This window comes from Nocardioides sp. NPDC059952 (genome assembly GCF_042730435.1).
Lineage (GTDB): Bacteria > Actinomycetota > Actinomycetes > Propionibacteriales > Nocardioidaceae > Nocardioides.
Genome location: NZ_JBHWLY010000008.1, coordinates 71,704 through 95,711, shown reverse-complemented (window position 1 = coordinate 95,711; position 24,008 = coordinate 71,704). Strand labels below are relative to the sequence as shown.

At 70.9% G+C, this 24,008-nt stretch carries 18 protein-coding genes; 17 read left to right on the top strand and 1 reads right to left on the bottom strand.

The genetic code is table 11. From position 1 onward, the window contains the following. The first annotated feature begins 2 nt into the window (after window positions 1-2). The 7 genes from mftE (at window position 3) to ACFV9G_RS05910 (ending at window position 11,300) form a co-directional block, all read left to right on the top strand. Complete coding sequence (gene mftE / locus ACFV9G_RS05940) at window positions 3-674, top strand: mycofactocin biosynthesis peptidyl-dipeptidase MftE (RefSeq protein WP_378725772.1); 672 nt, start codon at window positions 3-5, stop codon at window positions 672-674. Next, window positions 671-1,480, top strand: coding sequence for a mycofactocin-coupled SDR family oxidoreductase (locus ACFV9G_RS05935; RefSeq protein WP_378725770.1), 810 nt, complete (start codon window positions 671-673; stop codon window positions 1,478-1,480). The genes mftE and ACFV9G_RS05935 overlap by 4 nt, the downstream gene beginning before the upstream one ends. Next, entirely contained in the window at window positions 1,477-2,925 is a 1,449-nt protein-coding gene (gene mftF, locus ACFV9G_RS05930) for a mycofactocin biosynthesis glycosyltransferase MftF (protein ID WP_378725768.1), read from the top strand. Before ACFV9G_RS05935 ends, mftF begins: the two co-directional genes overlap by 4 nt. A 104-nt stretch (window positions 2,926-3,029) precedes the next feature. Further along, window positions 3,030-4,157 carry a sugar phosphate isomerase/epimerase family protein gene (locus tag ACFV9G_RS05925; protein WP_378725766.1) on the top strand — a complete coding sequence of 376 codons (1,128 nt, stop codon included), beginning with the start codon at window positions 3,030-3,032 and terminating at the stop codon, window positions 4,155-4,157. 123 nt (window positions 4,158-4,280) lie between these two features. Beyond that, window positions 4,281-7,649, top strand: a complete 3,369-nt coding sequence (locus ACFV9G_RS05920; protein ID WP_378725764.1) for a PQQ-dependent sugar dehydrogenase — start codon at window positions 4,281-4,283, stop codon at window positions 7,647-7,649. Window positions 7,650-7,865: 216 nt separating this feature from the next. Beyond that, window positions 7,866-8,768, top strand: coding sequence for a formyltetrahydrofolate deformylase (gene purU / locus ACFV9G_RS05915; RefSeq protein WP_378725762.1), 903 nt, complete (start codon window positions 7,866-7,868; stop codon window positions 8,766-8,768). 27 nt (window positions 8,769-8,795) lie between these two features. Then, window positions 8,796-11,300 carry an FAD-dependent oxidoreductase gene (locus ACFV9G_RS05910; RefSeq protein WP_378725760.1) on the top strand — a complete coding sequence of 835 codons (2,505 nt, stop codon included), beginning with the start codon at window positions 8,796-8,798 and terminating at the stop codon, window positions 11,298-11,300. Between the two features lie 68 nt (window positions 11,301-11,368). Here ACFV9G_RS05910 and ACFV9G_RS05905 read toward each other — a convergent pair whose 3' ends face one another. Then, a complete protein-coding gene (locus ACFV9G_RS05905; protein ID WP_378725758.1) occupies window positions 11,369-12,067 on the bottom strand; it encodes a GntR family transcriptional regulator in 699 nt (232 codons plus the stop codon). Between the two features lie 111 nt (window positions 12,068-12,178). Between ACFV9G_RS05905 and glyA the strand changes: the two genes are divergently transcribed. The 10 genes from glyA to ACFV9G_RS05855 are packed head-to-tail and all read left to right on the top strand — an operon-like array spanning window position 12,179 to window position 23,819. Then, a complete protein-coding gene (gene glyA / locus ACFV9G_RS05900; RefSeq protein WP_378725756.1) occupies window positions 12,179-13,474 on the top strand; it encodes a serine hydroxymethyltransferase in 1,296 nt (431 codons plus the stop codon). Then, a complete protein-coding gene (locus ACFV9G_RS05895; protein WP_378725752.1) occupies window positions 13,474-14,691 on the top strand; it encodes a sarcosine oxidase subunit beta family protein in 1,218 nt (405 codons plus the stop codon). The genes glyA and ACFV9G_RS05895 overlap by 1 nt, the downstream gene beginning before the upstream one ends. A gap of 12 nt (window positions 14,692-14,703) precedes the next feature. Then, window positions 14,704-14,994 (top strand): sarcosine oxidase subunit delta, encoded by a 291-nt coding sequence (locus ACFV9G_RS05890; protein WP_378725750.1) that lies wholly within the window; start codon window positions 14,704-14,706, stop codon window positions 14,992-14,994. Next, window positions 14,991-17,894 carry a 2Fe-2S iron-sulfur cluster-binding protein gene (locus ACFV9G_RS05885; protein WP_378725748.1) on the top strand — a complete coding sequence of 968 codons (2,904 nt, stop codon included), beginning with the start codon at window positions 14,991-14,993 and terminating at the stop codon, window positions 17,892-17,894. The genes ACFV9G_RS05890 and ACFV9G_RS05885 overlap by 4 nt, the downstream gene beginning before the upstream one ends. Before the next feature lie 4 nt (window positions 17,895-17,898). Beyond that, a complete protein-coding gene (locus ACFV9G_RS05880; RefSeq protein ID WP_378725746.1) occupies window positions 17,899-18,519 on the top strand; it encodes a sarcosine oxidase subunit gamma in 621 nt (206 codons plus the stop codon). Beyond that, window positions 18,519-19,892, top strand: a complete 1,374-nt coding sequence (locus ACFV9G_RS05875) for an L-serine ammonia-lyase (protein WP_378725744.1) — start codon at window positions 18,519-18,521, stop codon at window positions 19,890-19,892. Before ACFV9G_RS05880 ends, ACFV9G_RS05875 begins: the two co-directional genes overlap by 1 nt. A gap of 24 nt (window positions 19,893-19,916) precedes the next feature. Continuing rightward, entirely contained in the window at window positions 19,917-20,771 is an 855-nt protein-coding gene (locus ACFV9G_RS05870; RefSeq protein WP_378725741.1) for a bifunctional methylenetetrahydrofolate dehydrogenase/methenyltetrahydrofolate cyclohydrolase, read from the top strand. Beyond that, a complete protein-coding gene (folP, locus tag ACFV9G_RS05865) occupies window positions 20,768-21,652 on the top strand; it encodes a dihydropteroate synthase (RefSeq protein WP_378725739.1) in 885 nt (294 codons plus the stop codon). The genes ACFV9G_RS05870 and folP overlap by 4 nt, the downstream gene beginning before the upstream one ends. Beyond that, a complete protein-coding gene (locus tag ACFV9G_RS05860) occupies window positions 21,649-22,503 on the top strand; it encodes a methylenetetrahydrofolate reductase (protein ID WP_378725737.1) in 855 nt (284 codons plus the stop codon). The genes folP and ACFV9G_RS05860 overlap by 4 nt, the downstream gene beginning before the upstream one ends. Further along, window positions 22,500-23,819 carry a bifunctional folylpolyglutamate synthase/dihydrofolate synthase gene (locus tag ACFV9G_RS05855; RefSeq protein WP_378725735.1) on the top strand — a complete coding sequence of 440 codons (1,320 nt, stop codon included), beginning with the start codon at window positions 22,500-22,502 and terminating at the stop codon, window positions 23,817-23,819. Before ACFV9G_RS05860 ends, ACFV9G_RS05855 begins: the two co-directional genes overlap by 4 nt. The last annotated feature ends 189 nt before the right edge of the window (window positions 23,820-24,008 follow it).

The following is a 24,008-nucleotide window of genomic DNA, read 5'->3' as shown; positions in this document are numbered from 1 at the left end:
CCGTGAGCCTCGCCGACCGCCCGTGGCCGGAGATCGTGCCCGGCGGCACCGTCCTGGTGCCGCTGGGCTCCACCGAGCAGCACGGCCCGCACCTGCCGCTCGACGTCGACACGGTGATCGCGACCGCGGTGGCCGACGAGCTCGCCCCGCTCATCGGCGCCTCCGTAGCGCCGGCGGTGCCGGTCGGTGCCAGCGGGGAGCACCAGTCCTTCCCCGGCACCATCTCGATCGGCACCGACGCGCTGACCTCCCTGGTCGTCGAGCTCGGCCGGTCCCTGACCACCTGGGCCTCCCGGGTGGTCTTCGTCAACGCGCACGGAGGCAACCTCGACGGGCTCGACGCCGGGGTCAGGACCCTTCGCGGCGAAGGCCGCGACGTCAGCTGGGTCCCGTGCCAGGTGCCGTACGCCGACCCGCACGCCGGGCTCACCGAGACCTCGCTGATGCTGCACCTGGCTCCCGAGCGGGTTCGGCTGCGGAACGCCGCCCCCGGCAACACCCGTCCGCTGCGCGAGCTGCTCCCGCGGATGCGGGCCGGGGGAGTCGAGGCGGTCTCGGCCAACGGAGTCCTCGGCGACCCGACAGGTGCGAGCGCGGAGGTCGGGAAGCGGATCCTCGCCGAGATGGTCTTCGCCGCCTACGACCGTCTTCAGATCGGAGCGGTCACCCGATGAGACCCGGCGCGACCGCAGCCGAGGCGACGACCCGGGTGGCGCTGGTGACCGGCGCGGCTCGCGGCATCGGCGCCGCCACCGTCCGAGGCCTGGTGGCCGAGGGCGTACGCGTCGTCGCGCTCGACTGGTGCGCCGGTGAGGACTCGCCGGCCGGCTACCCGCAGGCCACGAAGGCCGATCTCGACGCCCTCGTCGCCTCGCTTCCGGCCGGCTGGGTCGAACCGGTCGTCGGGGACGTACGCGACCCGGAGGCGCTGACCGCCGCGGTCGGCGCCGCGACTCAGCGGTGGGGACGGCTCGACATCGCGGTGGCGGCCGCCGCGGTGATCGCCGGCGGCCGTCCGCTGTGGGAGGACACCTCGCTCTACCTGCAGTGGCAGATCGACGTCGTCGGGGTCTGGAACACCGCGGCCGCGGTCGTCCCGGCGATGCTCGCCGGCCCCGACCCCAGCGGGTGCCGGTTCGTCGCGATCGCCTCCGCCGCGGGCTCGCACGGGCTGTTCCATCTTGCCGCCTACAACGCCGCCAAGCACGCCGTGGTCGGCCTGGTGAAGGGCCTGGCCGCCGACCTCGCCGGCACCGGGGTCACCGCCTGCGCCGTCTCGCCCGGATCGACCGACACCGCGATGCTGGCCGCGACCGCCGGCCTCTACTCGGTCGGTCCGGACGACCTCGCCGGGCACCAGCTCCTGCGCCGCCCGCTCACCCCGGACGAGGTCGCCGCCACCATCGTCCACGCCTGCTCCCGTGCGGGTGCCGCGCTCAACGGATCGGACGTCGCGGCCGACGGAGGCTTCGGCGGATGACGCTGCTGCCGGACGGTTTCACGGTGCGGGTCCGCGATGACGTACGACTCCTCCGGACACCTGAAGGTGGGTTGTCGCTGGTCGGCGGATCCCCGTTGCGATCCATGCGCCTGGCGCCCGCCGCGGCCGGCCGGGTGGTCGACAGGCGGGTTCAGGTCCGCGACGCCGCCACCGACCTCGTCGCCCGACGCCTGCTCGACGGCAACCTCGCCGATCCCGACGACCTGACGCCGGTCGACCCGGCCGAGCTCACCGTCGTCGTCCCGGCCCACGACCGCCCCGAGCACCTCGACCGCTGCCTGGCCGCCCTGGTCGCCCGGGACGGGCTCAACGTGATCGTCGTCGACGACGCCTCCCGTGACCCGGCCGCCGTCGCGGAGGTCGTACGCCGCCACGGCGCCACCCTCCTCGCGCTGGCCGACAACCGCGGACCCGCCGGCGCCCGCAACGCCGGCCTCGCCAGGGTCACCACACCGTACGTCGCCTTCGTCGACTCCGACGTCAGCGCCGACTCGGCGATGCTCGCGCAGCTGGCCGGCCAGCTCGCTGACCCTCGGGTCGCGCTGGCGGGGCCGCTGGTGCGGGGACACACCGACAAGGTGCGGCCCTCGTGGTTCGAACGGCACGACGTCGCCGCCTCCTCTCTCTCCCTCGGCGCGAGGGCCTGCTCGGTCCGCCCGGGGGCGGCCGTCGGGTGGCTGCCGTCGGCCTGCCTGGTCGCCCGCACGACGACGATGAGGGAGGTCGGTGGCTTCGCCGCCGACCTCCGTGTCGGCGAGGACGTCGACCTGGTCTGGCGACTGGTCGAGGCCGGTCACGTCGTCCGCTACCAGCCCGATCTCGAAGCGCTCCACGAGGTCCGCGGCACGATCCGCGGCTGGCTCGGCCGCAAGCTCGTCTACGGTTCCGGCGGCGCGGAGCTCGGCCGCCGCCACGGGGACGCGATCGCCCCGGCCGTGCTCTCCCCGGCGATGGCCGCCGCCGGAGCCGCGATCCTCGCCTGCCGCTGGTGGTCGGCACCCGCGGCGCTGGCCTCGCTGGTCTGGGGCAGCCGCGTCGTCTCGGAGGCTCTCCCCGACATCCCCGGCCGCCGTGGCCTCGCCTCCCGTCTCGCCGGGAGAGGCCTCGGCTGGTCGCTGCGCCAGGAGTCAGCCCTCCTGCTGCGCCACTGGTGGCCGCTCACGCTGATCGCCTGCCTGTTCAGCCGCACCGTGCGCCGCATGGTGCTTGCCGCGCTCGTCGTCGACGCCGCCGTCGCGGCCCGCGAGAGCGACCTCCGGCCCACGACCCTCCTCGGCCGCCGCCTCGACGACCTCGCCTACGGCGCTGGCCTCTGGCTCGGCGCCGCGCGGGCCAGGTCTGTTCGATGCCTCACCCCGCGCCTCGTACGCCGCGCAGCCCCGGACTTTCGAAAGATAGTTTCAAACTTTCGCATGATGAATTAGAACTATTGACGGGCGCTTGACTGAAACCGTAAGTTGACGATCGCACAACGTGACGCAGGTCACAGTTGCGGCTCACTTGGCTTCACCCTCCCGAAGGAGCACTGATGCGCAACCGTCCCACCCCTGCCGCGAACCACGAGGTTCCGGCTATCGCACGCAAGCTCGGGCTCAACCGTCGCCAGCTGCTGGCGGCCACCACAGGCATGGCCGCGGCGGGAATCGCCCTCGGCGGCGTGCCTCTCGCCGGGCCGGCCGCCGCCGGCAACGCGCTGCTGATCCCGCGGCCGCGGCGCGGGATCATCCTCTACACGGTGCGCGACGCGATCAGTCGCGACCCGGCCACCAGCCCGTACGCCTCGGGGTTCAGGGCGGTCTTCGAGGAGCTGTCGAAGATCGGCTATCGGCAGATCGAGTTCGCCGGCTTCAACCAGAGCGCCAATGCGCCCGGCGGCAATGTCAACAACGTCGAGGGGGCACGTCTGCTGCGGACGTGGCTCGATGACAACGGTCTCGAGGCCGAGGGGAACCACGGGTCGGTCCCCTCCACGATCACCGATGCGTCCCTGGCCGCCTTCGACGCGGCGTGCGAGGTCGCGAACATCTTGGGGATGAGGCACATCGGGACCGGAAGCGATCCCACCGGGTCGGCCTACCTGGCCGACTGGCAGGCCGCAGCCGATCGCTGGAACATCCTCGGTGAGCGCGCGGCCGGACACGGGCTCAAGCTCTACACACACAACCACGACGTCGCGTACAGTTTCCTCCTCGACAGCGGACCGGCCGACGCGCTGGGCCGCCCGACGCGGTCGTCTGGGGTGCGCCGGCTGGAGTGGTTCCTGGCGAACACGGACCCGCACCACGTGTCGCTGGAGATGGACATCTACTGGGCGCACGTCGCGCAGTACAAGCACCACACCTACACCGCCCCTGACGGCAGCCTCGTCGAGGACCGCTTCGACCCGCTCGAGGTCGTCAGGTCCGCACCGATGCGCTTCCCGCTCTTCCACGCCAAGGACGGCAAGAAGGACGAGACGCAGGCCAACGGCTACGTGATGGCGCCGTTCGGGGAGGGCGACATCGACTACCAGGCCTTCTTCGGCAACATGCCGGCGCGGGGCTACCACAACCCGATGTGGGAGCAGGACACCGCGCCCGGCGGTGCGGCGAACCCCGGCCAGTCCCTCGCCTTCGCCAAGCTGAGCTACCAGAACATGGACGAGCTCCGCGGCTGACCGGCCGCCACCTCTCCCGTCGCGAACTGCCGGAGCGCGCCCTCACCGGGTCGCGCTCCGGCCACCGGCGTGCTCGCGCGCCCTTCTTCGGCATCTTCCGCCCTCGTTCTCGAAGGAATCGTCATGCCCACAAACAGCTCAGCCGGTCGGGTCTCCCGCCGTCGTGCCCGAAGATCACTCCTCGCGGTGACCTCCGGGCTCGGACTCGTTCTCGCCTCCGGGCTCGCACTCGCGACGCCCGCGGCGGCTCACGACGGCGTCGACCACGGCACCGAGCCCGGGGCCGGCCTCGCCCTGGACTGGTCCAACTACGAGAAGGTCACGCTCACCAAGGACACCGGTGAGCCGATCGACATGGCCGTCCTGCCGGACCGGCGCGTGCTCACCACCGCGCGCAACGGCGACATCCGGCTCGTCGATCCCGACGCAGGTACGACCCGCGTGGTCAACACGATCGCGACGTACAACAACTCCGAGGACGGCCTGCAGACGGTCACCCTCGCCCCCGACTTCGAGGAGTCGGGCTGGGTCTACCTCTACTACGCGCCGCGCACCATGACCGGCCCCTACCCGACCACCACGCCTTCGGGCTCCGCCCCCAACACGCTGCCGGCCGGCCAGACCGAGGCCTACTGGGACCAGTGGAAGGGCTACAACCAGCTCACCCGGGTGAAGTGGGACGAGTCCGCCGACAGGCTGGATCTCGACACCGAGCAGGTGATCCTCAAGGTCGAGGTCCAGCGCGGTCAGTGCTGCCACGTCGCCGGTGACGTCGACTTCGACGACCAGGGCAACCTCTACCTGGCCACGGGTGACAACACCCCGGCAGGAGCCCCGGGCGCGAACGGGTACGCCCCCAACAACGACGCCCCCGGCTTCAACCCCGGCTTCGACTCCCGCCGCGGTGCGGGCAACACGAACGACCTGCGTGGCAAGATCCTGCGGGTCGCGGTCCAGGCGGACGGCTCATACACCGTCCCCGAGGGCAACCTGTTCGCCCCCGGCACGGAGGGAACGAGACCGGAGATCTTCGCGATGGGTCTGCGCAACCCGTTCCGGATGGATGTCGACGCCGCCACGGGCTCGGTGAGCTGGGGCGACTACGGCCCGGACGCCGGGGCGCCGAACGCGGACCGTGGCCCGATGGGGTACGTCGAGTGGCAGACGACCGCGATCGACGAGCCGATCAACGGCGGCTGGCCCTACTGCACCGGCGACCACTTCAACTACAACGAGTGGAACTTCGAGACGGCGACGCCGAGGGACTTCTTCGACTGCGCCGCTGGTGCGGAGAACAACTCACGGTGGAACACCGGACTCCCGACCGTTCCGCCGGCCAAGGCCGCGACCCTCTACTACGGCGACAACAACACCCACCAGCCGTGGCCCGAGCTGACCGACTTCAGCCCGGCGGGCGGTCAGGGACCGATGGGCGGTCCGGTGTACCACTACGACGCGGACAACCCCTCGCCGACGAAGTTCCCCGAGTACTGGGACGGCAAGGCGTTCTTCGCCGAGTTCTCCCAGGACTACCTGGCGGCGTTCACCGTCGACTGGCCCAGTGGCCCGGTCTCGCACATCGAGCAGTTCCTGCCCAACATCGATCTCGAGACGAACCGGCAGCCGATCACCGACAGCCCGATCGACATCGAGTTCGGGCCGGACGGGTCGCTCTATGTCCTCGACTACGGTGACGGCTTCTTCCGTGCTAACCCGGATGCCGGGCTCTATCGGATCGACTACAGCGTCGGCAACAAGGCGCCGCGCGCGGACATCGTCGCCGACCCGATCTCCAGCAGCTCGGCACCGCTGACCGTCGAGTTCGACGGTTCGGGCTCGGTCGACCCCGAAGGCGGCGCGCTCACCTACGACTGGGACCTCGACGGCGACGGCACCTTCGACGCCACCGGGGCGACCACGTCGCACACCTACGACGAGCTCGGCCGCTACACCGCCCGGCTCCGCGTCACCGACGCCGAGGGGCGTCGCGGCATCACCTCGACCTCGATCAGCGTGGGCAACGTCGCGCCGAGCATCGAGGTGGCCACGCCGGCCGACGGCGGCTTCTTCGACTGGGGCCAGGCGGTGCCGTTCCGGGTGACGACCGACGACGCCGAGGACGGGGGCGCGACGGTGTGCTCCCGGGTGACCTGGACGTTCGGCCTCGGGCACGACGTCCACGCCCACCCGCTCAGCCAGGGGACGGGGTGCCAGTTCGCGATCCCGACGCCCGCCGACGCCACCGAGCACGGCGAGACGGAGAACATCTTCGGAGTCGTCGTCATCGGCTACACCGACAACGGCGCCAACGGTGTGCCGGCGGCCAGGTCCGAGGTGTCGATGATCCTCAACCCGAAGTCGCAGGAGGCCGAGTGGGCCGACGCATCCGAGGGCGTCGCGATCGCCCCGGACGACACGGCGAGCGGCCTGCGGAAGGTCACCTCGCTCGATGCGGGCGACTGGCTCTCCTGGAAGCCCGTGAACTTCGCCGGCATCACCTCGGCGAAGCTGCGCGCCAGTGGCACCGGCAGCGTGCAGCTGCGGTCGGGGTCGGCCGACGCGACACCGTTCGCCTCGTTCGACGTCGACAGCGCGGACTGGTCCGAGACGACGTCCGACCTGACCGGAGCGCCATCGGGCAGCGGTGAGCTGTTCGTGACCTCCACCGGCGGCGTCACCCTGGACCGGATCAGGTTCGTCGGGGACGGCTTCGCCGACGTCACTCCGCCCACGGTCTCTGCGACGCTCGACCCGGCGCAGCCGACCGGGCAGAACGGCTGGTGGACGGGGAACGTGTCGGTGGCGGTCGCCGCGACCGACAACGGCACCCTGGCCTCACGGCAGCGCTCGACCAACGATGGTCAGACCTGGGAGAACGCGAACAACCCGCTCACGGTGTCCGCGGAAGGCGTCACGACCGTCCACTACCGCGCGACCGACAACGGTGGCAACGTCTCTGAGGTCGGACAGGTCGTGGTGCGGATCGACAAGACCGCGCCGCAGGTCGCGGTCGAGGGTGTCTCCGACGGCGCCACGGTCGGCAACTCCGGGAACGCGTCATGGTCCGCTACCGACGCCACCTCCGGTGTCGGGTCCGTGGCCGCGACCATGGACGGTGCCGCGGTCGCCGGCGACAAGCTCGCCCTGTGGCGGCTCTCGCTCGGGTCGCACACCCTCGAGGTCACCGCGACCGACAAGGCGGGACGCGCGACGACGAGGACGGTGACGTTCACGACCACCACCTCGCTGAGTGAGCTCACCGCCCTGACCGAGCGGCTCTCCCGCTCCGGCGAGATCACGCGCGCCGGGGAGAGCGTCCTGGAGAAGCGGCTCGGCCAAGCCGCCAAGCACGCCGCTGCCGGGCGCCGTGCCGCCGCGCGATCGCAGCTGCAGGAGTACGCCGACCTGGCGGCCAGCCCGCTCAACGTCGCCGATGCCGACGCGCGTGCCGCGCTGCAGCGGGACGCCAAGGCGGTGATCAGCCAACTCTGAGGTGACTCTTCCGTGCGGGTCCGAGGGGCATGTCCCTTCGGGCCCGCACGGGCCGTTCCGGACACCTTTCGTCCGACACCTTCCTGCGCGCCGTCCTCGCCGTGGCGTAGCCGGCTGTTCGGACGTGCCGGAAACCCTTGACGGCGCTCTGAGAGCCGTTCTACGATCATTCTGATATATGAGTTGTGTATCATTCCCGGCAATCAGGAGCCCCGCATGACCATCAGTCCGCCAAGCTCGACCGCTGTTGCGTCCGTGGCGACCGTCCCGACAGCGACGACCAACGTGCTCACGCTCTCCTGCCAGGAGCGCCCGGGGATCATGCAGGCGGTCACGAGCTTCCTGTACGACCGCGGCGTCGACATCCTCGAGCACCAGCAGCACGACGACCGGATGGGGGAGCTGTTCTTCCTCCGGACCGAGTTCACCGCGGTCGACGGCGCGGACGTCGATGAGCTCACCGCCGCGTTCGGGCCGATCGCGGACCGGTTCGGGATGTCGTACACGTTCCACGACGAGCGCAAGCCGCGGTTGCTGGTGATGGTCTCCAAGTTCGGCCACTGCCTCAACGACCTCATCTTCCGGTGGCGCGGGGGGACCCTGGACGCCGAGATCGCGGTCGTGGCCTCCAACCACGAGGACCTCCGCCCGATGGCGGAGGCGGCGGGCCTGGAGTTCATCCACATCCCGGTTACGCCGGAGACCAAGCCGCAGGCCGAGCAGCGCATGCTCGACCTGGTCGAGGAGTACGACATCGACCTGGTCGTGCTCGCCCGCTACATGCAGATCCTGTCCGACGGCCTCTGCCGCCAGCTCGAGGGACGCGCGATCAACATCCACCACTCGTTCCTGCCCGGCTTCAAGGGCGCCAAGCCCTACCACCAGGCGCACGCGCGGGGCGTGAAGCTCGTCGGCGCCACCGCCCACTACGTCACCGCCGACCTCGACGAGGGCCCGATCATCGAGCAGGAGGTCAACCGGGTCGACCACACCTACACGCCCCAGGCTCTGGCTCACGTCGGCCAGGACGCCGAGTGCCTCGCGCTCTCGCGCGCCGTCCGCTGGCACTGCGAGCACCGCGTCCTCATGCACGGCTCCAGCACCGTCGTCTTCCGCTGACCACCACCCGAACCCACGGAGAAGCTCATGCCATCCTCGAACAGCACCGTCTCGCCCCGCACAGTCATCATCGGCGCCGGCATCGTCGGCACGAACCTCGCGGACGAACTCGTGTCCCGCGGGTGGTCCGACATCACGGTCGTCGAACAGGGCCCGCTCAACCTGCCCGGCGGCTCGACCTCTCACGCTCCCGGTCTCGTCTTCCAGATCAACCCTTCGAAGACGATGACCCTGTTCGCCAAGTACACCGTCGAGAAGTTCATGGGCCTGGAGAAGGACGGCGTGAGCTGCTTCAACCAGGTCGGCGGCCTCGAGGTCGCGACCACCGAGGCCCGCGTCGCCGAGCTCTACCGCAAGCTCGGCTACGCGAAGTCCTGGGGGATCGACGCCCGGGTCGTCGGCCCCGCCGAGTGCAAGGACCTCTACCCGCACATCGACGAGTCGCAGGTCCTCGCCGGCCTGCACATCCCCACCGACGGCCTGGCCCGGGCGGCCCGTGCCGTCGACCTGCTCGTCGAGCGTACGCGGGCGGCCGGGGTCACCTACCTCGAGCACACCGCCGTGACCGGAGTCCTCCAGGAGGGCGGCCGGGTCACCGGTGTCGAGACCACGAACGGCGTCGTCGAGGCCGACATCGTCGTCTCCTGCGCCGGCTTCTGGGGTGTCGAGGTGGGGAAGATGGCGGGCACCGACGTGCCGCTCCTCCCGCTGGCGCACCAGTTCATCAAGACCACGCCCGTCCCGGTCCTGGCCGGCAAGCACGACCAGCCCGACGGTGCGAGCCTGCCGATCCTGCGCCACCAGGACCAGGACCTCTACTTCCGCGAGTGGGGCGAGGGCTACGGGATTGGCTCCTACGCCCACAAGCCGATGCCGTACGTCGCCTCCGACCTCGGCCCGACCCCGGAGCACGTCGACCACGACAACATGCCGTCCCGCCTCGACTTCACGCCGGAGGACTTCGCGGGCCCGTGGGACGAGTGCCGCAAGCTGCTCCCGTGCCTGCAGGAGGCGGAGATCGCGGAGTCGTCGTTCAACGGCATCTTCTCCTTCACGCCCGACGGCGGCTCGCTCGTCGGTGAGTCCCGCGACGTCGACGGTTTCTGGGTCGCCGAGGCCGTCTGGGTGACGCACTCCGCCGGCGTCGCCCGGGCGTTGGCCGAGGTGCTGACCACCGGACGGTCGGAGCACGACCTTGCCGACCTCGAGCTCAACCGGTTCGAGGAGACGCAGCTGGCCCCGGCGTACGTCAGCGAGACCTCGCAGCAGAACTTCGTCGAGATCTACGACATCCTGCACCCGCTGCAGCCCAAGGAGTCGCCCCGCGACCTCCGGGTCAGCCCGTTCCATGCCCGCCAGGTCGAGCTCCGTGCGTTCTTCCTCGAGGCCGGGACCTGGGAGCGCCCGCACTGGTACGAGGCCAACGCTGCCCTGCTGGACCAGCTGCCGGAGGAGTGGAAGTCGCCGACGCGCGATGACTGGTCGGCCCGCTACCACTCGCCGATCGCGGCGGTCGAGGCGTGGAAGACCCGCACCGCGGTCGCCATGTACGACATGACGCCGCTGCGCCGCCTCGAGGTCTCCGGCCCCGGTGCCGAGACGCTGCTGCAGCGGCTCACCACCGGTGACGTGGCCAAGAAGCCCGGCGCGGTGACCTACACCCTGTTCCTCGACGAGCAGGGCGGGATCAAGAGCGACATCACCGTCGCCCGGCTCGAGGACGAGCTCTACCAGGTCGGCGCCAACGGCACGGTCGACCTGGCGTACCTGCGCCGGGAGGCCCGCAAGCTGCGCGCCGAGGACCCGTCGCTGGCCGCCCACGTCCGCGACACCACCGGCGGCACCTGCTGCATCGGCCTGTGGGGCCCGCTGGCCCGGGACCTGATCGCGAAGGTCAGCACCGACGACTTCACCAACGACGGGCTGAAGTACTTCCGCGGCAAGCGGGCCACGATCGGCGGGATCCCGGTCACGGCCCTGCGCCTGTCCTACGTCGGCGAGCTCGGCTGGGAGATCTACGCCTCCGCCGAGAACGGCCAGAAGCTGTGGGACGTCCTGTGGAACGCCGGCCAGGAGCACGGCGTCGTCGCCGCCGGCCGGGCCGCGTTCGGCGCGCTCCGGCTGGAGAAGGGCTACCGGTCCTGGGGTGCCGACATGACCACCGAGCACGACCCGTACGAAGCCGGCGTCGGGTTCGCGGTCAAGTCTGCCAAGGAGGACTTCGTGGGCAAGGCGGCGCTCGAGGGCCGCTCGGTGGAGACCTCGGCCCGCCGCCTGCGCTGCCTCACCATCGACGACGGCAAGTCCATGGTGCTCGGGAAGGAGCCCGTGCTGTCGGGCGAGACCGCGGTCGGCTACGTCACCAGCGCGGCGTACGGGTTCACGATCGGCAAGCCGATCGCCTATGCCTACCTGCCGGCGGCGATCGGTGAGGGTGACCAGGTCGAGATCGAGTACTTCGGTCAGCGGATCTCGGCCACGGTCACTCCGGAGCCGCTCTTCGACCCGAGCATGAGCCGCCTGCGCGGCTGAGCCTTCGGATGTGGATCGGGCGCCGGCCGGGTGGGCCGGCGCCCGATCGCATGGTGCGAACGACGCGGTCAGAGGACGCGACGGACCTCGGTCGCGAAGCTGTCGATGTGCTCACGGGTCAGCCGCTCGGCGCGCTCGGCGTCGCCGTCGGCGATCGCGTCCAGGAGCTGGGCGTGCTCGGAGATGTGGGAGGCCAGGTCGGGGAGCTTGTCGACGACCAGGCACCAGATCCGCGTGGCCAGGTTGTCGTACCTGATCAGCACGTCCTCGAGGTGCTTGTTGCCGGTGGCGCGGTAGATCATCCGGTGCACCGACATGTCGAGCCGCATCAGCGTGGGCCGGCTGTCACCCGATGCGTCGAGCCCGCGCACCCTCGCGGCCATGGCCCGCAGCTCGCCCCGCATCTGCTCGGTGGCGGCCGTCGCCGCCCGGTTCGCGGCGAACGGCTCGAGCTGCTGGCGCAGGTCGGAGATCGCGCCCAGCTCGGTCACGTCGACGGCCGTCGCGAACGTGCCCCGGCGTGGGTAGGAGACGACCAGATGATCGGTCTCCAGGCGCTTGAGGGCCTCGCGCACCGGGGTGCGGCCGAACCCGAGCGACTCCGCGAGCCTGCCGTCGTTGATCGGCTCGCCCGGCCTGATGTCGAGCATGATCAGCCGGTCCCGGATGCGCTCATAGGCCGCGTACGCCAGCGAGGTCACGGGGCTGATCGCCGGGCTGAGCGCCGGGCTGCTCGCAGGCAGGGCGGGCGCCTGAAGGTCGGTCATTCCATGTCACCGCTTTCTGATCCGGACCGTTGACAGGTGTCTTCGTCAGACAGCATACTGGTCCTCAGGAACTGATATATCAATCGTACTTCAAGAGTTTGGGAGTTCATCGTGGTTGACGTCCTGACCGCCTCGCTCGCGGACCTCGATCCCGAGGTCCGTGCGCAGATCGATGCCGAGCTGAGCCGCCAGCAGACGACGCTGGAGATGATCGCCTCGGAGAACTTCGCTCCCGCCGCCGTCATGGAGGCTCAGGGATCGGTTCTCACCAACAAGTACGCCGAGGGCTACCCCGGCCGCCGCTACTACGGCGGCTGCGAGCACGTCGACGTCATCGAGCAGCTCGCGATCGACCGCCTCAAGGCGCTCTTCTCCGCCGAGTACGCCAACGTGCAGCCGCACTCGGGCGCCCAGGCGAACGCCGCCGCGATGTTCGCCCTCCTCGAGCCCGGCGACACCATCCTCGGCCTCTCGCTGGCCCACGGTGGCCACCTCACCCACGGGATGAAGATCAACTTCTCCGGCCGCCTCTACCAGGTCGTTCCCTACGAGGTGAGCCGCGAGGACTTCCTGATCGACATGGCCGAGGTCGAGCGCCTCGCCCTCGAGCACCGGCCCAAGCTGATCGTCGCCGGCTGGTCCGCCTACCCCCGCCAGCTCGACTTCGCGGAGTTCCGCCGGATCGCCGATCTGGTCGGCGCCCGCCTCATGGTCGACATGGCCCACTTCGCCGGCCTGGTCGCGACCGGCCTGCACCCGAGCCCGGTGCCCTTCGCCGACGTCGTCACCTCGACGACCCACAAGACCCTCGGTGGTCCGCGCGGCGGCGTCATCCTCACCAACGACGCGGCGATCGCCAAGAAGATCAACTCCGCGGTCTTCCCCGGTCAGCAGGGTGGACCGCTCGAGCACGTCATCGCAGGCAAGGCGGTCGCCTTCAAGCTCGCCGCGGAGCCGGAGTTCCGCGAGCGCCAGGAGCGTACGCTGCGGGGTGCCCGCCTCATCGCCGAGCGGCTGCTCGCCGACGACGTCGCGGCCGCGGGAGTCTCGGTGGTCAGCGGCGGCACGGACGTCCATCTCGTGCTGGTCGACCTGCGCGACTCCGAGCTCAACGGCCAGGACGGCGAGGACCGCCTCCACCGCATCGGCATCACCGTGAACCGCAACGCGGTCCCGTTCGACCCGCGCCCGCCGATGGTCTCCTCCGGCCTGCGGATCGGCACGCCCGCGCTCGCCACCCGCGGGTTCGGCGACACCGACTTCGGCGAGGTGGCCGACATCATCGCGGCCGCGCTGAAGGACGACTTCACCGACGAGACGGCCGACGCGCTGCGCGCCCGGGTCACCAACCTCGCCGAGAAGCACCCGCTCTACCCCCACCTCCTCGAGTCGAACGGAGCCGAGTGATGGCAGACCTGCTGCCCGAGCACCCCGACTTCCTCTGGCGCAACCCGGAGCCGAAGTCCTCCTACGACGTCGTCATCATCGGTGGCGGCGGGCACGGCCTGGCCACGGCCTACTACCTCGCGAAGAACCACGGCATCACGAACGTCGCCGTGCTCGAGCGTGGCTGGCTCGCCGGCGGCAACATGGCGCGGAACACGACGATCATCCGGTCCAACTACCTGTGGGACGAGTCCGCGGCGATCTACGAGCACTCCCTCAAGCAGTGGGAGGTGCTCCCCGACGAGCTCGACTACGACTTCCTCTTCAGCCAGCGCGGCGTGCTCAACCTGGCTCACACGCTGCAGGACGTACGCGACTCGGTGCGCCGCTGCGAGGCCAACCGCCTCAACGGGATCGACGCGGAGTGGCTCGACGCGGACCAGGTGAAGGAGGTCTGCCCGATCATCAACACCAGCGACAACATCCGCTACCCGGTCCTCGGCGCGACCTACCAGCCGCGCGCGGGCATCGCCAAGCACGACCACGTCGCCTGGGCGTTCGCGCGCAAGGCCGACGAGCTCGGTGTCGACCTGATCCAGGACTGCGAGGTGACCGGCTTCGTCAAGGACGGCAACCGGGTGGTCGGCGTACGGACCAGCCGCGGCACGATCGCGGCCGGCAAGGTCGCGCTCTGCGCGGCGGGGCACTCCAGCGTCCTGGCCGAGATGGCGGGGTTCGACCTGCCGATCCAGTCGCACCCGCTCCAGGCGCTCGTCTCCGAGCTCCACCAGCCGGTCCACCCCACCGTGGTGATGTCGAACCACGTCCACGTCTACGTCTCCCAGGCCCACAAGGGCGAGCTGGTCATGGGCGCGGGTGTCGATGCCTACAACGGCTACGGCCAGCGCGGCGGGTTCCATGTGATCGAGGAGCAGATGGCGGCGGCCGTCGAGCTGTTCCCGATCTTCGCCCGTGCGCATCTGCTGCGGACCTGGGGCGGCATCGTCGATGTCACGCCGGACGCCTCCCCGGTGGTGAGCAAGACGCCGATCGACCAGCTCTACGTGAACTGTGGCTGGGGGACCGGCGGCTTCAAGGGCACCCCGGGTGCCGGCTGGACGCTGGCGCACACGATCGCCCACGACGAGCCCCACGAGTACAACGCACCGTTCGCTCTCGAGCGATTCAGCACCGGTGCCCTCATCGACGAGCACGGCGCCGCCGCCGTGGCCCACTGAAAGGAGCCGACGATGATCCTCATCAGCTGCCCCGACTGCGGCGCCCGCGACGAGACCGAGTTCCACTACGGCGGTCAGGCCCACGTCCCCTACCCGGAGGACCCGAGCGCCCTCAGCGACGAGGCGTGGGGCCGCTACCTCTTCTACCGCGAGAACACCAAGGGCATCTTCGCCGAGCGCTGGGTCCACAGCTCCGGCTGCCGCAAGTGGTTCAACGTCCTTCGCGACACCGTCACCTACCGCATCGCCGCCGTCTACCGGAACGGCGAGCCACGCCCCACCCTGGATGGAGACTCGCAGTGAACACGACGTCCCACCGCCTCACGGACGGCGGCCGCATCGACCGATCGACCCGTCTCGCCTTCAGCGTCGACGGCCAGGAGTACGCCGGCCACGCCGGTGACACCCTCGCCTCGGCGCTGATCGCCAACGGCGTGCTCGAGTGCGGTCCCTCGCTCTATCGGCAGCGGCCCCGTGGCGTACTCGCCGCCGGGCTCGAGGAGTCCAACGCGCTGGTCAAGGTGCGGCGTCCCGGCGACTCGGTCGACGAGTCGATGCTTCCGGCCACGACCGTCGAGCTCGTCGACGGTCTCCGGGCCGACTACCTCAGCGGCCTCGGCGATCTCGACCCGGGCAATGACACCGCGATCTATGACAAGAAGTACGTCCACACCGACGTCCTCGTCATCGGCGCCGGCCCCACGGGGCTCGCCGCGGCGCGCACCGCCGCGGCCTCCGGCGCTCGGGTGATCCTCGTCGACGACCAGCCCGAGCTCGGTGGATCGCTCCTCTCCGCCCGCGGCCTCGGCGTCGAGGGCACCGACAGTGACACCTGGCTGGGTGAGGTCACCGCGGAGCTCGCGGCAGCCCCCGAGGTCACCGTCCTCACCCGGACCAACGCCTTCGGCAGCTACGACGCCAACTACGTGATCGCCCTCGAGAGCCGGCTGGACCACCTCGACGCGTCTGCCAAGGCCGCGCTCGCCGGTCTGTCACGACAGCGCCTGTGGCACATCCGCGCTCAGCAGGTCATCGTCGCCACCGGTGCTCATGAGCGCCCCCTGGTGTTCGGCAACAACGACCGCCCCGGCGTGATGCTGGCCTCCGCCGTCCGCACCTACCTGAACCGCTACGGCGTGGCCGCGGGCTCCGACGTCCTGCTCGCCACCACGAACGACAGCGCCTACGAGGTCGCCGCCGACCTGGCCGCCGCCGGAGTCACCGTGGCGGCCGTCGTCGACGCCCGCCCCGAGCGGTCCGATGCCGCCCGTCGTGCCGAGGAGGCCGGCATCGAGGTCGTCCTCGGCGCAGCCGTCCTCGACACCGCAGGCGAGCCGCGGGTCACCTCCGCGACGGTGTCCGCCATCGACGCCGGTGGTGCCGCGGTCGGCGAGCGGCGAGAGATCGCCTGCGACGTCGTCGCCGTCGCCGGTGGCTGGAGCCCGGTCGTCCACCTGCACAGCCAGCGGCAGGGCAAGGTCCGCTGGGACGAGGACCTGGCCGGGTTCGTTCCCGACGGCGAGGTCGCCGGCCAGCAGATCGTGGGATCGGCCCGCGGCAGCTACACCCTCGACGCGTGCCTCGCCGAAGGACGGCATGCCGCGGCGACGGCGCTGCTCGCCACGGGCTTCGTCAGCGAGGCCCCGGCCGGGCCGCTCCCGGCAGCGACCGGTGACGGTACGACCCGCGCGCTGTGGCTCGCCGCCGACGACGGTGTCCCGCTGGACGACCTGGTCGACCACTTCGTCGACTTCCAGCGCGACCAGACCGTGCACGACGTGCTCCGGGCGACCGGCGCAGGGATGCGCAGCGTCGAGCACATCAAGCGCTACACCTCCATCAGCACCGCCAACGACCAGGGCAAGACCTCAGGGGTCAACGCCATCGGGGTCATCGCGGCTGCCCTCAACGACGGGCGCAGCCCCGGTGAGATCGGCACGACGACGTACCGGGCGCCGTACGCTCCGATCCCGTTCGTCGCGCTCGCCGGTCGCGAGCGGGGCGACCTGTTCGACCCCGCCCGGCTGACCTCGATCCACCCCTGGCACGTCGCGCAGGGTGCCGAGATGGAGATCGTGGGCCAGTGGCTGCGGCCCTGGTACTACCCGCAGGACGGCGAGTCGCTGGACGAGGCGGTGCTCCGGGAGTGCGCCGCGGTCCGCGAGTCCGTCGGCATGATGGACGCGACCACCCTGGGCAAGATCGAGGTGTGGGGGAGCGAGGCCGGTGAGTTCCTCAACCGGATCTACACCAACGCCTTCAAGAAGCTCGCCCCCGGATCCGCCCGCTACGGCGTCATGTGCACGCCCGACGGGATGATGTTCGACGACGGGGTCACGCTCCGTATCGACGAGGGCCGCTACTTCATGACGACGACCACCGGCGGCGCCGCCAAGGTCCTCGACTGGCTCGAGGAGTGGCACCAGACCGAGTGGCCGACCCTGGACGTCAGCTTCACCTCGGTCACCGAGCAGTGGGCCACCGTCGCCGTCGTCGGCCCGAAGTCCCGCGAGGTGATCGCGAGGATCGCTCCGGAGCTCGACGTCAGCAACGACGCCTTCCCGTTCATGACGTTCCGCGAGACGACGCTCGCCTCGGGGATCCCGGCGCGGGTGTGCCGGATCTCCTTCTCCGGAGAGCTCGCCTTCGAGGTCAACGTCGAGACCTGGTTCGGTCAGCAGGTGTGGGAGGAGATCCACGCCGCCGGCCAGGACTGGGCCATCACCCCGTACGGCACCGAGACCATGCACGTGCTCCGCGCCGAGAAGGGCTACCCGATCGTCGGTCAGGACACCGACGGGACCGTCACGCCCCAGGACGCGGGCATGGAGTGGATCGTCTCCAAGGCGAAGGACTTCGTCGGCAAGCGGTCCTACCAGCGGGCCGACACCTCCCGCACCGACCGCAAGCACCTCGTCTCGGTGCTGCCCGTCGACAAGTCGTTCCGGCTGCCCGAGGGCACCCAGCTGGTCGAGGCAGGTACGCCGATCACCCCTGCCGACGGACCGGTCCCGATGCTCGGGCACGTGACCTCGAGCTACCACAGCGCCGCGCTCGGACGCTCGTTCGCGCTGGCACTCATCAAGGACGGTCGCAACCGCATCGGCCAGACCCTCGTCGCGCCGGTCGGAGACCGACTGGTCGACGTCGTCGTTGCCGAAACCGTCCTCTACGACCCGGAAGGAAACCGCCGCGATGGTTGAGACCATGATCGAACCGATCGACAAGAAGACCTCGGATCTGCGCGTCAGCCCGGCCCAGCACCTGCACGGCGACTTCCTCGTCGCCGGTGTCACCGGAGCCTTCGGGGTCCGGGTGCGCGAGGAGCAGTTCCTCACCATGGTGGGCCTGCGGGTGCCGGTCGGCTCGACCGACCGGGACCGCCTGGCCCAGATCCTCGGCGCCGAGCTCCCCGCCCGATGCGGTGAGGTCGCCGCCGGCCACGACGTGGTCGTGCTGTGGCTCTCGCCCGACGAGTACCTGGTCATCTCGCAGAGCGTGGCCGGCTCCACCCTGGTCTCCTACCTGCGCGCGGGCGTCTCCGAGGGCGCTGCCGCGGTCGTCGACCTCTCGGCCAACCGCACCACCCTCCGGCTCGAAGGCCCCTCAGCGCAGGCGGTCCTCGAGAAGGGCTGCCCGCTCGACCTGCACCCGAGGGCCTTCGGCACCGGCACGGCGGTCGCCACCAACATCGGTCGTGTCCCGGTGCTGCTGTGGAAGCTCGGCACCGACTCCTACCGGATCCTGCCGCGGGCCTCGTTCGCCGACTACCTGGGTCGCTGGCTGATCGACGCCATGGCCGAGTTCAAGCTGCTGGGATCCGGCTGATGGCACTGAGCGTGTTCGACATGTTCTCCGTCGGCATCGGGCCGTCGTCCTCTCATACGGTCGGCCCGATGCGGGCGGCGGTGCAGTTCACCGACGCTCTCAAGGCGGGTTCGCTGCTGGACGCCGTCGCCCGGGTCGAGGTGGAGCTGTTCGGTTCCCTCGGTGCCACCGGCCACGGGCACGGCTCCGACAAGGCGGTCATCCTCGGTCTCGAGGGCAACCGACCCGAGACGGTCGACACCGACAACGCCGACGCTCGGGTGGCCGAGGTCCGAGCCACCCGGCGGCTGAGGCTCGCCGGTGCCCGAGACATCGAGCTCGACGCCGACGACGTCGTCATGCATCGCACCCGCACCCTCCCCGCCCACCCGAACGGCATGGTCTTCCGGGCCTTCGGTGCCACGGGGGAGGTGCTCCAGGAGAGCACCTACTACTCGGTCGGCGGCGGCTTCGTCGTGGACGAGGCCGCCGCCGGCGCCGACCGGATCGTCGAGGACGCGACCCCGATCCCGTACCCGTTCACCACCGGCGCGGAGATGCTCGCGGTCTGCGCCGAGTCGGGCAAGGGGATCAGCGACGTCATGATGGCCAACGAGCTGGCGTGGCGTACGGAGGAGGAGGTACGCACCGAGCTGCTGCACATCTGGTCGGTCATGCAGGAGTGCGTGCACAACGGGTGCACCCGCGTCGAGCCCACGCTCCCCGGCGGGCTGAAGGTCCCTCGCCGAGCCCCCGGCCTGTACGCCCATCTGCACGCCTCCACGGACGAGACCGACCCGCTCCGGGCGATGGACTGGGTCAACCTCTTCGCGCTGGCCGTCAACGAGGAGAACGCCTCGGGTGGCCGGATCGTGACCGCCCCGACCAACGGCGCCGCGGGCATCGTCCCGGCCGTGCTCCACTACTACGAGAAGTTCGTGCCCAGCGCCGACGAGGACGGGATCGTGAGGTTCCTGCTCGCCGCCGCGGCGATCGGGATCCTGTTCAAGATCAACGCGTCGATCTCCGGTGCCGAGGTCGGCTGCCAGGGCGAGGTCGGCTCGGCCTGCGCGATGGCCGCCGGCGCCCTGTGCGAGGTGCTGGGCGGTACCCCGGAGCAGGTCGAGAATGCGGCCGAGATCGGGATCGAGCACAACCTCGGGCTCACCTGCGACCCCGTCGGCGGGCTCGTCCAGATCCCCTGCATCGAGCGCAACGCCATCGCCAGCAACAAGGCCATCAACGCCGCCCGCATCGCCGCCCGGGGCGACGGCAGCCACCGGGTCTCCCTCGACGCCGCGATCAAGACGATGCGTGAGACCGGGGCGGACATGAAGATCAAGTACAAGGAGACCTCCCGCGGAGGCCTCGCCGTCAACGTCATCGAGTGCTGACGGTCCCGCGAGAAGGAGAAGTGGATGACCACCACCGCAGCAAGGATCGACGGAAAGCGCGTCGCCGCTGATCTGAAGGCCGGGCTCGCCGTGCGGGTGAAGGCACTGCACGAGGCCGGGATCGACCCCGGTCTCGGCACGATCCTCGTCGGCGACGACCCCGGCTCCCGCTCCTACGTCGCGGGCAAGCACCGCGACTGTGCGGAGGTCGGCATCGCCTCGCTCCGGATCGAGCTCCCCGCCAGTGCCTCGCAGGCCGAGATCGAGGCCGCGGTGCGGCAGCTCAACGACGACCCGGCCTGCACCGGCTTCATCGTCCAGCTGCCGCTGCCGCCCCATGTCGACACCCACCGGGTCCTGGAGCTCATCGACCCGGACAAGGACGCCGACGGTCTCCACCCCACGAACCTCGGCAAGCTCGTGCTCGGCACCCCGGCGCCGCTGCCGTGCACGCCGCGCGGGATCATCGAGCTGCTGCGGCAGCACGACGTGCCGATCACCGGCCAGCGGTTCTGCATCATCGGCTGCGGCCTGACCGTCGGCAGGCCCCTCGGCCTCATGCTCACCCGACCCTCCGAGCACGCCACCGTCACGCTGTGCAACATCGAGACCCGTGACGTCGCCGCCCATGCCCGGGCCTCGGACGTCATCGTCGCTGCCGCGGGCGTCGCCCACCTGGTCAAGCCCGACTGGGTCAGCCCGGGGGCCACCGTCCTCTCCGTCGGCATCACCCGCACCATCGAGGGCATCCTCGGCGACGTCGACCCGAACGTGGACGTCGTCGCCGGGAAGATGACCGGCGCCACCGGTGGCGTCGGGCCGATGACCCGCGCCATGCTGCTGACCAACATCGTCGAGATCGCCGAGGCGCTGCCATGACCGCCACGCAGCTCTCGACCGACGCCGCTCCGCGCTGTCAGGTGATGGGCATCATCAACGTCACCCCCGACTCCTTCTCCGACGGGGGCAGGTTCCTCGAGGTCGACGCCGCGGTACGCCGGGGGTTCGAGCTCATGCGTGACGGCGCCGACCTCCTCGACGTCGGCGGCGAGTCCACCCGACCCGGCGCCCGCCGGGTCAGCGAGGCCGACGAGCTCGCCCGCGTGGTCCCGGTGGTCGAGGCGCTGGCCCGGGGCGGCTTCCCGGTCTCGGTCGACACCATGCGCGCCTCGGTCGCCCGGCGCGCCGTCGAGGCCGGTGCCGTCATCGTCAACGACGTCTCCGGCGGCCTCGCCGACCCCGGGATGCTGCCGTTCCTCGCCGAGGCGGACGTCACTTGCGTACTCATGCACTGGCGGGCGCACTCCACCCGGATGGACGACTTCTGCTTCTACGACTCGGTGGTCGACGACGTCTGCGCCGAGCTGCGTGACCGGGTCGACTCCGCACTCGACGCAGGCGTACGCCCCGAGCGCATCATCCTCGACCCCGGCCTGGGGTTCGCGAAGACCGCCGCCCAGTCCTGGGAGCTGCTCTCGGCGCTCCCGACGCTGCGAGCTCTCGGACTCCCTCTCCTCGTCGGAGCTTCCCGCAAGCGGTTCCTCGCCGAGGCGGCGGCGTACGGACGGCGTGAACCGGACGTCCCGGCCGACCGGGACGAGGCATCGGACGCCGTCGCGGCCATCGCCGCGGCGGAAGGCGCCTGGGGAGTACGCGTCCACTCGGTCTCCGGTGCCGCGGCTGCCTCCCGGGTGGCAGCACGGCTGCGTGGACCGAGGGTGGCAGCGGATCTGGTCGGGGCCCGGGCAGCGAAGCGATGAGCCGTCGCTCGGACGCCGCGGTCGTACGCCGCCTCCTGCTCGAGGCTCGCTACGAGGTCCTGCCCACCGCGAAGATCGAGGAGGTCGTCACCACCTCCCTCCCCGCCGGCCGGACCGTCACCGTGACCGCCTCCCCGGCCAAGGGCCTGGAGGCGACCGTTGACCTGTCGGTCCGGCTCGCCGGGCACGGGTACGACGTCGTGCCCCACCTCGCTGCGCGGATGGTCTCGAGCCGGGCCGAGCTCGCCGAGATCACCGGCCGGCTGACGGCGGCCGGTATCGAGAAGGTCTTCGTACCCGCCGGCGACGCGGAGCGACCGGGTGAGTTCCCCGGCGCGCTGGAGCTGCTCGAGGCGCTCGTCGACCTCGGCGACCCGTTCCGCCACGTCGGCGTCGCCGGCTATCCGGAGGACCATCCGACGATCATCCACGACCGCCTGGTCCAGGCGATGTGGGACAAGCGCCACCACGCGACCGAGATCGTCAGCAACCTCACCTTCGACCCCGGCGCCCTCACCGACTGGGTACGCCGCGTGCGCGCCCGAGGCGTCACGACCCCGATCCTCGTCGGGCTGCCCGGCCCGGTCGAGCGCGCCAAGCTCCTCACCATGGCGACCAAGATCGGGGTGGGGGAGTCGACGAGGTTCCTCGCCAAGAACAAGGGCGTGTTCGCGCGCATCGCCGCGCCCGGCGGGTTCTCGCCGGAGCGGTTCCTCACCCGGGCGGCCCGGGAGCTGGACGGGCCGGAGGCCGCGGTGTCCGGCCTGCATCTGTTCACCTTCAACCAGGTCGCCGAGACCGAGGCCTGGCGCCGCGACCTGCTGACCCGACTGGGCGGAGACCCACAGTGACGACCACCGACCTCGACCTCGACGTCACCGAGGTGGAGCAGCGGCTCCTCGCCCGCTGGCCCGAGACCAGGATCGCCCCGTCCCTCGAGCGCATCCGGGCGGTGACGGATGCGCTCGGCCGGCCGCAGCACGGCTACCGGTCGATCCACATCACCGGCACCAACGGCAAGACGAGCACCGCTCGGATGGTGGAGGCGATCCTGCTCGAGCTGGGCTCGAGGGTCGGCAGGTTCACCAGTCCGCATCTCGCCGACATCCGGGAGCGGATCAGCATCGGCGGCCGGCCCATCTCGCCCGACGGCTTCGTCCGGGCCTACCGGGAAGTCGCATCGGCCGCCGAGGCAGTGGACCGCGAGAGTCCCACGCCGCTGTCGTTCTTCGAGATGACCGTCGCGATGGCCTATCAGGCGTTCTCGACCGCGGCGATCGACGTCGCGGCGGTGGAGGTCGGCATGGGCGGCATGTGGGATGCGACCAACGTCATCGACGCCCCCGTCGCCGCGATCCTCCCCGTCGGCCTCGACCACGTCGACCATCTGGGCCCGACCAGGCTCGACATCGCCGCGGAGAAGGCCGGGATCATCAAGCCCGGAGCGCTGGCCGTGACGGCCAGGCAGACCCCCGAGGTGGAGCAGCTCCTGCGGGCGCACGCCGACGCGCATCTCGCCAGGCTCATGGTCGAGGGGCGCGACTTCGGGCTGAGCGGCCGGCGAGCGTCCGGCGCGGGCCAGATCATCTCGGTGAACGGCCTCGCGGGTCACTACTCCGAGGTCCCGCTGTCCCTGCACGGGCGCCATCAGGCGCACAACGCCCTGCTCGCCATCGCGAGCGTCGAAGCCCTCCTGGGGGACGTGATCCCCCTCGATGCGCTGCGTCGGGCGCTGGGTTCGGCCCGGTCGCCGGGACGGCTGGAGGTGCTGCCCGGAACCCCCGCCGTGATCCTCGACGCCGCCCACAACCCCGACGGCGCCCGGGCCCTGGCGGCCGGCCTCTCCGACCTCGGCCCGCGACCGACCGTCGCCGTGCTCGCCGCGATGGGCGACAAGGACCTCGCCGGCATGCTCGCCGCGCTCGAGCCCGTGGTGACCACGATGATCTGCACCAGGAACAGCAGCCCGAGATCGCTCTCGGCCCACGACACCGCCGCTGTGGCGCGCCGGGTCCTGGGCACGGATCGGGTCGTGGAGATCGACGACCTCTCCGACGCTCTCGTCGAGGCGACCAGCACGGCCGCGGCTCTCTCCGAGGAGGCCCGGGTGCTGGTCACCGGCTCCGTCGTCACCGTGGGAGAGGCACGCCGCCTGCTGGGTCTCTGACTGCGCTGCCCGCTGGTCGGGCCACCGCTGGTCGGGCCACCGCTGGTCGGGCCACCGCTGGTCGGGCCACCGCTGGTCGAGCCACCGCTGGTCGAGCCGCTGGAGCCGCTAGGCGGAAGCGTGCCGAGACCAACACAGTCCCCTTCGCGCTCGAGTCGACTGTGTTGGTCTCGACACGGAGTCGCTCGT